13 protein-coding genes are annotated in these 14098 nt (G+C 64.0%); 9 read left to right on the forward strand and 4 right to left on the reverse strand.

Features of this window, described 5'->3' with window-relative positions; all coding sequences use genetic code 11:
• Window positions 1-162 precede the first annotated feature (162 nt).
• From NKI21_RS00905 to NKI21_RS00945, 9 genes are all read left to right on the forward strand, one after another.
• Window positions 163-642: a formate dehydrogenase subunit gamma gene (locus tag NKI21_RS00905; protein ID WP_352439709.1), complete on the forward strand. Its 480-nt coding sequence runs from the start codon at window positions 163-165 to the stop codon at window positions 640-642.
• Window positions 639-2195: a formate dehydrogenase beta subunit gene (locus NKI21_RS00910; protein WP_352751783.1), complete on the forward strand. Its 1557-nt coding sequence runs from the start codon at window positions 639-641 to the stop codon at window positions 2193-2195. Before NKI21_RS00905 ends, NKI21_RS00910 begins: the two co-directional genes overlap by 4 nt.
• Window positions 2196-2205: 10 nt before the next feature.
• Entirely contained in the window at window positions 2206-5118 is a 2913-nt protein-coding gene (gene fdhF, locus NKI21_RS00915) for a formate dehydrogenase subunit alpha (RefSeq protein WP_352439711.1), read from the forward strand.
• A gap of 2 nt (window positions 5119-5120) precedes the next feature.
• The gene (gene fdhD / locus NKI21_RS00920) at window positions 5121-5951 is read left to right on the forward strand and encodes a formate dehydrogenase accessory sulfurtransferase FdhD (protein WP_352439712.1); all 831 of its coding nucleotides are present in this window, start codon (window positions 5121-5123) and stop codon (window positions 5949-5951) included.
• Window positions 5941-6252, forward strand: a complete 312-nt coding sequence (locus NKI21_RS00925) for a formate dehydrogenase subunit delta (protein WP_023811684.1) — start codon at window positions 5941-5943, stop codon at window positions 6250-6252. The genes fdhD and NKI21_RS00925 overlap by 11 nt, the downstream gene beginning before the upstream one ends.
• A 111-nt stretch (window positions 6253-6363) precedes the next feature.
• Window positions 6364-7917, forward strand: a complete 1554-nt coding sequence (locus NKI21_RS00930) for an alpha/beta fold hydrolase (RefSeq protein WP_352439713.1) — start codon at window positions 6364-6366, stop codon at window positions 7915-7917.
• A 110-nt stretch (window positions 7918-8027) separates the two neighbouring features.
• Entirely contained in the window at window positions 8028-8507 is a 480-nt protein-coding gene (locus NKI21_RS00935; protein WP_352439714.1) for a carboxymuconolactone decarboxylase family protein, read from the forward strand.
• 77 nt (window positions 8508-8584) lie between these two features.
• Window positions 8585-8947: a nuclear transport factor 2 family protein gene (locus NKI21_RS00940; protein WP_127290047.1), complete on the forward strand. Its 363-nt coding sequence runs from the start codon at window positions 8585-8587 to the stop codon at window positions 8945-8947.
• Between the two features lie 54 nt (window positions 8948-9001).
• Window positions 9002-9316, forward strand: coding sequence for a hypothetical protein (locus NKI21_RS00945; RefSeq protein WP_352439715.1), 315 nt, complete (start codon window positions 9002-9004; stop codon window positions 9314-9316).
• 123 nt (window positions 9317-9439) lie between these two features.
• On the opposite strand, the gene NKI21_RS00950 is transcribed toward NKI21_RS00945, so the two are convergent.
• From NKI21_RS00950 to NKI21_RS00965, 4 genes are all read right to left on the reverse strand, one after another.
• Window positions 9440-10867 carry a gamma-aminobutyraldehyde dehydrogenase gene (locus NKI21_RS00950; protein ID WP_352439716.1) on the reverse strand — a complete coding sequence of 476 codons (1428 nt, stop codon included), beginning with the start codon at window positions 10865-10867 and terminating at the stop codon, window positions 9440-9442.
• A gap of 103 nt (window positions 10868-10970) precedes the next feature.
• Window positions 10971-11786: an ABC transporter permease gene (locus tag NKI21_RS00955; protein WP_023811678.1), complete on the reverse strand. Its 816-nt coding sequence runs from the start codon at window positions 11784-11786 to the stop codon at window positions 10971-10973.
• Window positions 11776-12741 (reverse strand): ABC transporter permease, encoded by a 966-nt coding sequence (locus tag NKI21_RS00960; RefSeq protein WP_023811677.1) that lies wholly within the window; start codon window positions 12739-12741, stop codon window positions 11776-11778. The genes NKI21_RS00955 and NKI21_RS00960 overlap by 11 nt, the downstream gene beginning before the upstream one ends.
• 223 nt (window positions 12742-12964) lie before the next feature.
• Entirely contained in the window at window positions 12965-13975 is a 1011-nt protein-coding gene (locus NKI21_RS00965) for an ABC transporter ATP-binding protein (RefSeq protein ID WP_352439717.1), read from the reverse strand.
• Window positions 13976-14098: the final 123 nt, after the last annotated feature.

The following is a 14098-nucleotide window of genomic DNA, read 5'->3' on the forward strand; positions in this document are numbered from 1 at the left end:
AGAAAATTTCTATCGTACAACGAAACCGCTTTATTGATTTCAGAGGTTTTCTCTGATTTCTTAAGCACTTAGCGATAAAGCGGCACGCGCATGTCGTTGTTCCAAAACAGCTTGATGCTTTTGGCCGATATGCATGGGTCGCTACTATAGGGAGGGCGCTGCATGACAATGCAGCCTGCAAGTACCGAGATTACGTCGCGCACGGCCGCGATCATCCAGGAGATGAAGGGCCTCGAAGGCCCATTGCTGCCGATCCTTCACGGCATCCAGGAAGAGTTCGGCCATGTGCCCAAGGATGCGCTGCCGGTCATCGCCGAGGCGCTGAACATTTCCAGGGCCGAGGTGTACGGCGTCGTCAGCTTTTATCACGATTACCGCAGCCACCCGGCAGGCCGCCATGTGCTGAAGCTCTGCCAGGCGGAATCCTGCCAGTCGATGGGTTCGGACGCCATCGCCGCCAAGCTGAAGCAATTGCTGGGCATCGGCTTCCATGAGACGACCCGCGACGGTTCGGTGACGCTGGAGCCGGTCTATTGTCTGGGCCTGTGCGCCTGTTCGCCCGCCGCAATGCTGGATGGCGAGGTGATCGGGCGGCTCGATGACGAGAAGCTCGACGAGATCGTTGCAGAGGTGCGCTCATGATCCCGCGTATCTACATTCCAGGCGATTCCGGTGCGCTGGCGCTGGGCGCCGAAAAGGTCGCCAAGGCGATCGCCGGCGAACTCGCCGAGCGCGGCATCGAAGCCAAGATCGTGCGTAACGGTTCGCGCGGCGCCTATTTCCTCGAGCCTATGGTCGAAGTCGCGACAGCCAATGGCCGCGTCGCCTATGGGCCGGTCAAACCATCCGACGTCAAAGGCCTGTTCGACGGCGGCTTTCTCACCGGCGGCCACCACAAACGCTGGCTGGGCACGCCGGACAAGATCCCCTTCCTGGCCAAGCAGACGCGGCTGACCTTCGCGCGCTGCGGCGTCACGGATCCGCTTTCGCTCGAATCCTACAAGAAGCATGGCGGGTTGAACGGACTGACGAACGCGCTGGCGCTGACGCCTGCCGCCATCGTCGCCCAGGTTACCGAGTCGGGCCTGCGCGGGCGCGGCGGCGCCGGCTTCCCGACCGGCATCAAGTGGAAAACGGTGCTCGATGCCGCAGGCGACCGCAAATACATCGTCTGCAACGCCGACGAAGGCGATTCGGGCACCTTCGCCGATCGCATGATCATGGAGGGCGATCCCTTCGTGCTGATCGAAGGCATGACGATCGCCGGTATAGCCACGGGCGCGACGAAGGGCTTCGTCTATGTCCGCTCGGAATATCCGCATGCGGTGGCGATGATGAACAAGGCCGTCGAGATCGCCCGCAAGGCTGGCGTTCTTGGCGCCAGCGTGCTGGGCTCACCCTACGCTTTCGACATGGAGATCCGGGTCGGCGCCGGCGCCTATGTCTGCGGCGAGGAGACGGCGCTGCTCGATTCGCTCGAGGGCAAGCGCGGCATGGTTCGGGCAAAGCCACCGCTGCCGGCTCACAAAGGGCTGTTCGGCAAGCCGACGGTGATCAACAACGTCATCTCGCTGGCCTCGGTGCCTGTCATCATGGACAAGGGTGCGGCCTACTACAAGGATTTCGGCATGGGCCGCTCGCGCGGCACGATCCCGATCCAGATCGCCGGCAACGTCAAATATGCCGGTCTGTTCGAAGCCGCTTTCGGCATGACGCTGGGCGAGATCGTCGACGAGATCGGCGGCGGCACGGCCACGGGGCGCCCCGTCAAGGCCGTGCAGGTCGGCGGGCCGCTCGGCGCCTATTTCCCGCGCGCGCTGTTCGACACGCCATTCGATTATGAAGCCTTCGCCGCCAAGGACGGGCTGATCGGCCATGCCGGCATCGTGGTGTTCGACGACACCGCCGACATGCTGAAACAGGCGCGCTTCGCCATGGAGTTCTGCGCCATCGAAAGCTGTGGCAAATGCACGCCCTGCCGCATCGGCTCGACGCGCGGGGTTGAGACCATCGACAGAATAGTTGCGGGCATTGAGCCGGAGAAGAACCTCGCTCTGGTCACCGATCTCTGCAACACGATGAAGTTTGGTTCGCTCTGCGCGCTGGGCGGCTTCACGCCCTATCCCGTGATGAGCTCGATCACCCATTTCCCCGACGACTTCAAGCCAGCGCCCGTGCGCGTGGCTGCCGAATAGGAGCTGGCAGATGAACATCAAGGCCGACTTCCCCTCCCTCGTCGAAGAGATCGACTACGGAACCCCCCAATCGAAGGCGCAGAAGCAGGTCACGCTGAACGTCGACGGGCGCAGCATCACCGTGCCGGAAGGCACCTCGATCATGCGTGCGGCCATGGAGGGCGGGGTCGAGATCCCGAAGCTTTGCGCCACCGACATGCTGGACTCCTTCGGGTCGTGCCGTGTCTGCCTTGTCGAGATCGAAGGACGTGGCGGCACGCCGGCGTCCTGCACGACGCCCGTCGGCGAAGGCATGATCGTGCGCACGCAGACCGAGCGGCTCGACGCCATTCGCCGAGGCGTCATGGAACTCTACGTCTCCGACCATCCGACCGGCTGGAACGAACAGGCCGGAACCGGCGCCAGCGAGTTCGATGCAGTGGCGAAGTCGATCGGCCTGATCGAGAACCGCTACGGCATCGAAGGTCGCAACCACGTCAAGCCGGAAGGTGGCGTGGCGCCCGGCCATGGCTCGCTGGCGGTCGACTACATCGCCCGCGACGAGTCCAACCCCTATTTCACCTATGATGCCTCGCAATGCATCGTCTGCTCGCGCTGCGTGCGGGCCTGCGAAGAGGTGCAGGGCACCTTCGCGCTGACCATCGAGGGACGAGGCTTCGAATCCCGGGTTTCGGCGGGGATGCACGAGGCGTTCATCGATTCGGAATGCGTGTCCTGCGGCGCCTGCGTCCAGGCCTGTCCAACCGATGCGCTGCGTGAGAAGACGGTGCTTGCCAAGGGCCTGCCGGAGCGCTCCGCCGTCACCACCTGTGCCTATTGCGGCGTCGGCTGCTCATTCAAGGCCGAGGTGAAGGGTGACGAAGTCGTTCGCATGATGCCCTATAAGGAGGGCAAGGCGAACCACGGCCATTCCTGCGTCAAGGGCCGTTTCGCCTATGGCTATGCCACCCACAAGGACCGCGTCCTGTCGCCGATGATCCGGGAAAAGGTCACCGACCCGTGGCGCGAGGTGAGTTGGGAAGAGGCGATCGCCCATACGGCCAAGGAATTCCGCCGCATCCAGTACCAGTATGGACGCACCTCGATCGGCGGCATAACCTCCTCGCGCTGCACCAATGAGGAAACTTACCTAGTCCAGAAGATGGTGCGGCAAGGTTTCCGCAACAACAATGTCGACACCTGCGCACGAGTCTGCCATTCGCCGACGGGCTACGGGCTCGGCCAGACCTATGGCACCTCGGCCGGCACGCAGGATTTCGATTCCGTCGACTTCACCGACGTCGCCGTCATCATCGGCGCCAACCCGGCTTCCGCTCACCCGGTGTTCGCCTCGCGGCTGAAGAAGCGGCTGCGCCAGGGCGCCAAGCTGATCGTGCTCGATCCGCGCCGCACCGAGATGGTCAAGTCGGCCCATATCGAAGCGGATTACCACCTGCCGCTGAAGCCCGGCACCAATGTGGCCGTGCTGACGGCGCTGGCGCATGTGATCGTCACCGAGGGCCTGTTCGACGAAGCCTTCATCCGCGAACGCTGCGACTGGACGGAGTTCCAGGATTGGGCATCGTTCGTCGCCTTGCCGGAAAACAGCCCCGAAACCGTCGGCAAATTGTCCGGCGTCGATCCCGAACTGATCCGGGGGGCCGCCCGCCTCTACGCCACCGGCGGCAACGGTGCGATCTATTACGGCCTCGGCGTGACGGAACACAGCCAGGGTTCGACCACTGTGATGGCAATCGCCAATCTCGCCATGGCCACCGGCAATATCGGCCGGCCCGGCGTCGGCGTGAACCCGCTGCGCGGCCAGAACAACGTGCAGGGCTCCTGCGACATGGGCTCCTTCCCGCACGAACTGCCCGGCTACCGCCACATCTCCGGCGAAGCCGTGCGCGATATCTATGAGACCTTGTGGGGCGTGAAGCTGGACGACGAACCCGGCCTGCGCATCCCCAACATGCTGGACGCCGCCGTCGACGGCAGCTTCAAGGGCATCTACATCCAGGGCGAAGACATTCTGCAGTCCGATCCCGACACCAAGCATGTCGCCGCCGGCCTTGCCGCGATGGAATGCGTCGTCGTGCACGACCTGTTCCTCAACGAGACCGCAAACTATGCGCATGTCTTCCTGCCGGGCTCGACTTTCCTGGAGAAGGACGGCACCTTCACCAACGCCGAGCGCCGCATCAATATGGTGCGCAAGGTTCTTGAGCCGAAGGCGCGCTACGCCGATTGGGAGGCGACGCAGGAGCTTGCCCGCGCGATCGGGCTGGACTGGAACTATCAGCATCCCTCGGAGATCATGGACGAGATCGCGATGACGACGCCGAGCTTTGCCGGCGTCTCCTTCGAGTTGCTCGACCGCGTAGGATCCGTGCAATGGCCCTGCAACGAGAAGGCGCCGCTCGGCACCCCGATCATGCACATCGATGCGTTCGTGCGCGGCAAGGGCAAGTTCATCCGGACCGAATATGTGGCGACGGACGAAAGGACGGGGCCGCGCTTCCCGCTGCTGCTCACCACCGGCCGCATCCTGTCGCAGTACAATGTCGGCGCGCAGACCAGGCGCACCGACAACAGCATGTGGCACTCGGAGGACCGGCTAGAGATCCACCCGCACGATGCCGAGAACCGCGGCTTGCGCGACGGCGACTGGGTCCGGCTGACGAGCCGCTCGGGCGAAACGACGCTGCGCGCGCTGATCACCGACCGGGTGTCGCCCGGTGTGGTCTACACGACGTTCCATCATCCGGACACGCAGGCCAACGTCATCACCACCGACTTCTCCGACTGGGCGACGAACTGTCCGGAATACAAGGTGACGGCGGTGCAGGTCGGCGCCTCCAACGGACCGTCGGAATGGCAGCGCGACTATGACGAGCAGGCCAAGCAGAGCCGGCGCATCGCGTCTTTGCAGGCGGCGGAGTAGTCTTGAGCGCGCGCCGCAAAGCCACGACGCAGGTATCGCGGCTGGCGCACCGCGCGGTTGGGACGACGGCTGCCGACCGGATGGTGCCGGAAGAGACGCCGGTGGCGTTCTCCTTCGCCGGCACCACCCATGCGGTGATGATGGCAAGCCCGGCCGATTTCGAGGATTTCGCGCTTGGCTTCTCGCTGACCGAGGGCATTGTTGCTGCGCCGGAGGAGATCGAAGCCATCGAGGTCGAGGATCATGGCGCCGGCATCGATATCCAGATCCGGCTGAAGGATCGAGCCAATACACGTTTCGAGGCGCGACGTAGACGACTGGCTGGCCCGGTCGGCTGCGGGCTCTGCGGCATCGAGTCGATTGAGGAGGCGATGCGCTCGGTCGACGCGGTTGGTGCTTCAAAGCTTACGCTTGATGCCGACGACATTGTCCGTTCGGTCAAGCTTCTGTCGAAAGTGCAGCCGCTGCATACCGAGACCGGAGCCGTGCACGCCGCCGGCTTCTATGTACCTGGCAAGGGCATCGTCATGGCGCGCGAAGATGTCGGCCGTCACAATGCGCTCGACAAGCTGGCCGGCGCGCTGGCCAAAGCCGGCATCGATGGCGCATCCGGTGCTGTCGTGGTGACATCCAGGGTTTCGGTTGAAATGGTGCAGAAGACGGCTTCTATCGGCTCGGCCTTCATCATCGCCGTCTCGGCGCCGACCGCACTTGCCATCCGCACGGCGCAAGAGGCTGGCATGACGCTGGTGGCGCTGGTTCGCGGCGAGGATTTTGATATTTTCACCCACCCCGACCGGGTGGTTTGCGGAGTTGCCCAGCATGTCGCATGACGAAGAACACATTATGAGCACCGCCGAGAAGCTGGTGCGCATGGCAAACCAGATCGCCGATTTCTTCCATTCCAAGCCGCGCGAGGAAGGCATTGCCGGCGTCGCCGAGCACATCAACAAGTTCTGGGAGCCGAGGATGCGGCGGCAGTTCTTCGAAATGCTGGACGACGGCACCGGGAACTTCAACGAGTTGGTGGTGGCCGCCTCCGCCAGGATCAGGCGGCCGATCACGCCGGCTGCGGCCGACCTCAAACTCGGACTCGAGCCCTCCCCTGCCGACGTCGCCGCCTCGCAGGAATAGTCGCCAAGCCGCGCCTGCTTATATTCGCCATCGCTAAAGTTTAGCTGCCGCAATCTGCGCTGTTCTGCTATGGTTTGACGACCAGAATCGTCAGGCCGGGGTGGAAATCTCGTGAGGCCGATCGAGACGCGATACGCCCGTAGCGGCGATGTGCGGATCGCCTATCAGGTGGTCGGGCAGGGATCGTTCGATCTCGTCTTCGTGCCGGGCTTCATTTCGAACCTCGACCTGCACTGGGAAGACGAGGGCTATACCAGGCTCTTGAAGCGGCTTTCGGCATTCTCGCGGCTGATCCTGTTCGACAAACGCGGCACCGGCCTGTCCGACCGCGTCGACGCGCATAACCTGCCCAGTCTCGAAACGCGGATGGACGATGTGCGCGCGGTTATGGACGCCGCCGGCAGCGGCCGTGCAGCGCTGCTCGGCTCCTCCGAAGGCGCGCCGATGGCGATGCTGTTCGCCGCCACCTATCCGGAGCGGACGCGAGCCCTGGCGCTCTATGGCGGCTATGCGCATTTCCACAAATGGGTGATGTCGCGCGAACGCCTCGACGCTTTCATCGAGATGGCGGAGACAGCCTGGGGCACCGGCGCCACGCTGCCCCATTTCGCGCCGAGCCGGGTCGACGACGCGCATTTCGCCCAGTGGTGGGCACGTTTCGACCGATTATCGGCGAGCCCGACGGCGGCGGCGGCGCTGGCGCGCATGAACGCCGACGTCGACATCCGCCATATCCTGAGCGTGATCAGCGCGCCGACGCTTGTGATACATCGCCGCAACGATGCGCGGGTCGATCCCGATGCCAGCCGCTTCCTTGCACAGAAGATCCCCGGTGCCCGGCTCGTCGAGATTCCCGGACGCGACCATCCGATCTGGACCGGCGATGTCGAAGGGGTGGCCGACCTGATAGAGGAATTCCTGACCGGCGAGCGCGCCGTGGGCGAAGTGGACCGCGTGCTGGCGGCAGTTCTGGTGACACGTATCTACGACACGGCTCGGCTCGGCGACCGCATGTGGAGCGAACGCAGCCAGCGCTTCCAGGAAACCTGGCGGCTGCTGGTCGGGCGCCATGGCGGGCGTTCGGCGGGCCTGCATGGCGAGTTGATGATTTCGCGCTTCGACGGCCCGGCACGCGCCATACGCTGCGCGGCGGCGCTGCGCGAGGCGGCGCAGGAAATCGGCGTGGCAAGCGCGCAAGGGGCGCATGTCGGCGAGATCGAAGTGCGCGGTCCGCCCGTCGGGATGACGGCGCGGGTGGCGATGCAACTGGCCGCCCATGCCGGGCGCGGCGACATTATCGCGTCGCGTCTGATCGCCGACCTGGCGGCTGGGTCGGGCCTGCATTTCACCGACGCCGGGCGCGTCAGCGTCGACGAGTTGGAGGAGCCGCTGGCGCTGGTCCATGCGACGTCCGAACAACATCTGGAACCCGCCGGCCGGCCCAAACCCAAGGCTGCCGAGCCGGCCGCATTGACGGCGCGCGAAAGCCAGGTGGTGAGCCTCGTCGCCGATGGCAAGAGCAATGCCGCGATCGCCGCCGAATTGAGGCTGAGCGAACATACGGTCAAGCGCCATGTCGCCAACATACTGCTCAAGCTGGACCTGCCGTCGCGGGCGGCGGCGGCGGCGTTCTCAGTCAGGCACCCTGGCCCGCACGGGCCATGAGAGCCATGGCGCTTTCGGGGGAAGCGGCCAAAGGCGGGTAAGCGGTATCAGTGTTCTCCATGCAGGCCAGGCGGATGTCGCCGGAAAAGGTGCTGCGAACGGAGGAGGAAATGCTGAAGTCGAACCGGACACTCAAATTGCTTGTGATCGCTGCAAGCGTGGGCGCGCTGTTCGCCATCGCTCCGGCAAAGGCCGAGGACGCGTCCGCGGCGGCGACCTACAAGGACATTGAGGCGACGCTCGGCTCGGTGCCGGACATGTTCAAGACGTTGCCGGATGTGGCCGTCGCCGGCGCCTGGGCCGAGATCAAGGGCGTGCAGCTCAACCCGAAGACGGCGCTTGACGGCAAGACCAAGGAACTGCTGGGCCTCGCCGTCGCGGCGCAGATCCCGTGCCAGTATTGCATCTATTTCCACACCGAGGCGGCCAGGCTCAACGGCGCCAGCGACGAGGAGATCAAGGAGGCGGTGGCGATGTCCGCGATCGTGCGCCACTGGTCGACGATGCTCAACGGCAGCCAGGTCGATCTGACGACCTTCAAGAAGCAGGCCGACGACGTGTTCGCGGCCGTCAAGGCGAAGTCGCAGTAAAAACCACTGCCTGGCGACAAGCGCCGGGCAGCACTTCGACCATCAACCGCCCGGAAGACGGGCCAATGGAGGATGAAATGCTGACCAAGACCCAAACAGTGGATGGCGCGGCGATCAAGAAGGCCATCGAGACCCGTGACGGCAAGATGCTGTCGAGCTTCTATGCCGATGACGCGCTGGTGCGGGTGATCGACCGCAACAACCCGCCGAGCAAGCCGCGTGAAATCCGCGGGCGCGCCGCGATCACCACATTCTGGGACGACATCTGCAGCCGGGCGATGACCCACAAGGTCGACACCACCATCGCCGACGGCGACAGCCTCGCCTTCACCCAGGCCTGCGCCTATCCGGACGGAACCAAGGTGTTCTGCGCGGCGATGCTGGAGCTGAAGAACGGGCGGATCGCAAGGCAGACCGTCGTGCAGGCCTGGGACGAGTAGGCAACAGCCGGTGGATCAACCGCGGCCTGGGCCGCAAACCTGGAGGAGAAGACGATGTTCAGCGCCAGATGGCAGATCGACGCCAAGTTCGGACACAAGCAGACCGTGCTCGACCTGTTGAAGAAATGGGAACGCGAGATCGGCTCGCAGGTCGGCCTCGCCGAGCTGGAGTTCCAGATCATGACCGGTTCTATCGGCGCGCGGGAGACGACGGTCGAGTCCCATCACCAGGTCGAAAGCCTGGCCCAGTTGGAGGCGTTCTTCGCCAAGATCGGCAAGATCGACGCGCACGCGAAATGGGGCAAGGAGATCGAGCCCTATGTCGTGTCGGGCACCAGCCTATGGAATATTTATCGCGTTGTGGAGTAGCGACTCTTCTCCCCGTGAACGGGGAGAAGAGAAAATAGCCACGCCCGGCCCTTCGCAGGCGCAGGGCGTTCGAAGCTCGAAAAGCCAAGCAATTGGCTTTTCGTTTGCTACGCGGACCACTTCTCAACCATGCGCCACCATCACATGCCGCACGGCGGTGTAGTCCTCCAGCGCATAGAGCGACATGTCCTTGCCGTAGCCGGACTGCTTCAGCCCGCCATGCGGCATCTCGTTGGTCAGCATGAAGTGGGTGTTGATCCATGTGCAGCCATATTGCAGGCGGGCGGCCGTCGCCATGGCGCGCGAGACATCCTTGGTCCATACCGAGGACGCCAGGCCGTAGTCGCTGTCATTGGCCCAGTTCACCGCCTCGTCGACCTCCGAAAAACGAGTAACCGAGACGACCGGGCCGAACACTTCGCGGCGCACGATTTCGTCTTCCTGCAGCGCGCCGGCAACGACTGTCGGCTGGTAGTAGAAGCCGGAACCCTCGCCCGGCTTGCCGCCGGTGGTGATCTCGATGTGGTTCAGTTCCGAGGCGCGCTCGACGAAGCTGGAGACGCGGTCGCGCTGGCGGCGGGAGATGAGTGGGCCGATCTCGTTTTCGGTGTCGTCGGGACGATTGTACTTGATGGTCGAGACGGCCGAGGAGAGATCGGCGACGAGTTTGTCATAGATCTTCCTGCCGGCGTAGATACGGCAGGCGGCGGTGCAGTCCTGGCCGGCATTGTAATAGCCGAAGGCGCGCAGGCCGTTGACCACGGCGCCAAGATCGGCGTCGTCGAAGACGATGACCGGCGCCTTGCCGCCGAGCTCGAGATGCGTGCGCTTGACCGACTTGGCGGCCGCCTGCAGCACTTTCTTGCCGGTGGCGACATCGCCGGTGATCGAGATCATGTTGACCTTGGGATGGTTGATCAGCGTGTTGCCGACGCTGTCGCCGCGGCCGAGCACGACATTGACCACGCCTTCCGGCAGGATTTCCGCAAGGATTTTTGCCAGCTTCAGCGCCGTCAGCGGTGTCTGCTCGGAAGGCTTGAAGACGACGGTGTTGCCGCCGGCGATTGCCGGCGCCAACTTCCAGGCCATCATCATCAGCGGATAGTTCCACGGCGCGATGGAAGCGACGATGCCGATGGCGTCGCGGCGGACCATCGAAGTATGGCCGGGAATGTATTCGCCGGCGACGACGCCGGGCATCGAACGGACGGCACCGGCGAAGAAGCGGTAGCAGTCGACGATGGCCGGGATTTCATCATTGAGCACGGCGTTGATCGGCTTGCCGCAATTGAGCGCCTCGAGCGTGGCGAATTCCTTGGCATCGGCCTCGATGCGGTCGGCGATCTTCAGCAAATAGCCGGAGCGCTGCGCCGGCGTGGTGCGCGACCACAAGACGAACGCTTGTTCGGCGGCAGTGATCGCCGCCTCAATCTGTGCCTGGCTGGCCTCGGGCAGGCTGAGGATGGTCGCCCCGGTCTTTGGATTGAGGATCGGTTCCTCGGTCTCGGTGCCCTTCTCGAATCTCGAGCCGATCAGCATCTGGGTGTCCATAAGGTTTCTCCTTAACAGGAGCGAGTAGCGAGTAGCGAATAGCGAGTAGGGTTTGACTGTCGATCTTCCCTATTCGCTATTCGTCACTCCCTATTCGCTGATTTCATTTTCCACTGCCCGCAATCTGGTCGCCGTCGCGGGTGAGGTAATAGGCGGCAAGGATGGGCAGCAGCGTCACCAGCACCACGACCATGGCGACGACATTGGTCACCGGGCGCTGGCGCGGACGGATCAGCTCTTCCAGCATCCAGATCGGCAATGTCTGCTGCTGGCCGGCGGTGAAGGTGGTGACGATGACCTCGTCGAAGGACAGCGCGAAGGCCAGCATGCCGCCGGCAAGCAGCGCCGTGGCAATGTTGGGCAGCACGACATGTCGGAAGGTCTGAAAACCGTCGGCGCCGAGATCCATCGACGCCTCGATCATCGATCCGGAGGTGCGGCGAAAGCGGGCGACGGCATTGTTGTAGACGACGACGACGCAGAAGGTGGCGTGGCCGAGCACGATCGTCCAGAACGAGAACGGAATGTCGGCGAGCGAAAAGGCCGAGCGCAGCGCGATGCCGGTGATGATGCCGGGCAGCGCGATCGGCAGGATGACCAGCAGCGAGATGGTTTCGCGGCCGAAGAATTTTGTCCGCGAAACCGCCGCCGAACAGAGCGTGCCGAGGACGAGCGCGATCGCCGTCGAGATCGCGGCAACCCTGACCGACAGCGACAATGCCTGCCAGACATCCGGCCGGTTCCAGGTGACGGCGAACCATTGCGTCGTCAGGCCGGGGGGTGGCCAGACAAAGCTCTTCTCCTCGGTGGTGAAGGCATAGACGAAGATCAGCAGGATCGGCAGATGCAGGAACAGCAGGCCGCAGGCGGCGGCGATCTTCAGGCCGAGCGGCGCCGACTGGGAACCATCAGAGCGCATCGAAGGCCCCCATGCGCTTGGCGCCCCAGAGGTAGAAGCCCATGATGACGATCGGCACCACGGTGAAGGCGGCGGCGAGCGGGATGTTGCCGGCCGTGCCTTGCTGCGAATAGACCGCCTGGCCGATGAACAGCCGCGAGGTACCGATGATCTGCGGGATGATGTAGTCGCCCAGCGTAAGCGAGAAGGTGAAGATCGAACCGGCGACGATGCCCGGCAGCGCCAGCGGGAACAGCACGTTGCGGAAGGTCTGTCCCGGAGAGGCGCCGAGATCAGACGAGGCCTCGACGAGATTGCCGGGCACGCGCTCGAGCGCCGCCTGTACCGGCAGGATCATGAACGGTAACCAGACATAGACGAAGACGATGAAGGTGCCGGTGAACGATACCGACAGCGAATTGCCGCCGACGATCGGCAGCGACAGCCAGGCGTCGAGCACCCACAACAAATGCAGCTTGGCGAGGAGCCAGGTGAGGATGCCTTCCTTGGCCAGGATGAGCTTCCAGGCGTAGATCTTGACCAGATAGCTCGACCACAGCGGCAGCATGATGCCGAGATAGAACAAGGCCTTCCAGCGACCGCGCGCATAGCGCGCCGCGTAGTAGGCGATGGGGAAAGCGATGACGGCCGAGGCCAGCGTGACCAGAGCCGCCATCGTCACCGTGCGCAGGATGATATCGAGATTGGCGGCCTGGAACAGGTCACCATAGGTCTTGAGCGTGAACTCACGGTTGATGAGACCGGAAAACTCGTCGATGGAGAAAAAGCTCTGCGCCAGGAGCGCAAACAGCGAGCCGATATAGACGATGCCCAGCCAAAGCACCGGCGGCAGCAGCATGAGCAACAGCAGGACCTTCGGCTTGCGCCAGAAAAGGTCCGACAGCGCGCCACGCAGGCCGCCGCTGCCCGGCAGGATGGCGGGCGCGGGATTGGAGCTGAGCGCGGCGGTCGTCATGATGGAGCTCTGTACTCATGGAGGATGTATGAGAGGCCGAGATCCTTCACACCCCCCTCTGTCCTGCCGGACATCTCCCCCGCAAGGGGGGAGATCAGCAGCTTGTCCGCCTCACCGGCTCTGCAGCGTTGGAAGCTGGCGAAGCCAGTGGTAACAGCCAATCTCCCCCCTTGCGGGGGAGATGTCCGGCAGGACAGAGGGGGGTGCAATGCGCAAACCTTCATCATGCCGGCTCGTCCATCAGATGCAGGTGCTCGCGGTTAAAAGTCAGCACGACCGCCTCGCCTTCCCCAGGCAAGGCCGTGCCGGCCGGCACGATGGCGTGCAGTCGAAGGCCGTCGGCGTCGAGCGCCAGTTTTGTCGTGGCGCCGAGATAGTTGGTCGAGACGAGGCGGGCGGACACGCCTTCACCACTTGTGCCCCCGCTGGCCGCGCGGCCGACGCGAATGGATTCAGGGCGGAGACTCCCCCAGCGATGCTGGCCGGAATAACGCTGGACGAAATCCGGTGGCAGTACATTCGATGAGCCGACAAAATCGGCAACAAAACGCGTCTTCGGCCGCTGGTAGATATCCTCCGGCGTGCCGATCTGCATGATCTTGCCGTCGTTGAAAACGGCGACGCGGTCGGCCATCGACAGTGCTTCGCCCTGGTCGTGGGTGACGAAGACGAAGGTGATGCCGAGCGCCTTCTGCAGCGACTTCAGCTCCTCCTGCATGTTCTCGCGCAATTTGAGGTCGAGCGCGCCGAGCGGCTCGTCGAGCAGCAGCACCTTTGGCTGGTTGACCAGCGCACGGGCGAGCGCGACGCGCTGGCGCTGGCCGCCGGAAAGCTGGCCGGGGCGGCGGGCGCCATAGCCGGGCAGCCGCACCAGTGACAGCGCCTCTTCCGCCGCCTTGTGCCGCTGAGCCTTGCCGACGCCCTTGACCATCAGCCCGTAGGCGACGTTGTCGAGCACGTTCAGATGCGGGAACAGCGCATAGTCCTGAAACACGGTGTTGACGTTGCGGCGATAGGGCGGAACGCCCTCGGCGCGTTCGCCGAAGATCGAGATCGAGCCCGATGTCGGCTGCTCGAAGCCGGCGATGAGGCGCAGGCAAGTGGTCTTGCCGGAACCGGACGGCCCGAGCATGGCGAAGAATTCCCCCGGCGCGATATCGAGATCGACCGCGTCGACGGCGCGCACGCTGCCGAAATGGCGCGAGGCTTTCTGGAAGGAGACGGCGGAGGTCATGGGCTGTCAGTCCGTTGCCGGTTTGGTGTGCTGATGTCGCGCGACGTCCTACCTCCCCCCTTATGGAGAGGTCGCGGCGAAGCCGCGGGTGGGGGTGCCTCGAAAAACGCCGAGCCGACCCCA

It is taken from the genome of Mesorhizobium sp. M0715, assembly GCF_040320355.1.
Lineage (GTDB): Bacteria > Pseudomonadota > Alphaproteobacteria > Rhizobiales > Rhizobiaceae > Mesorhizobium.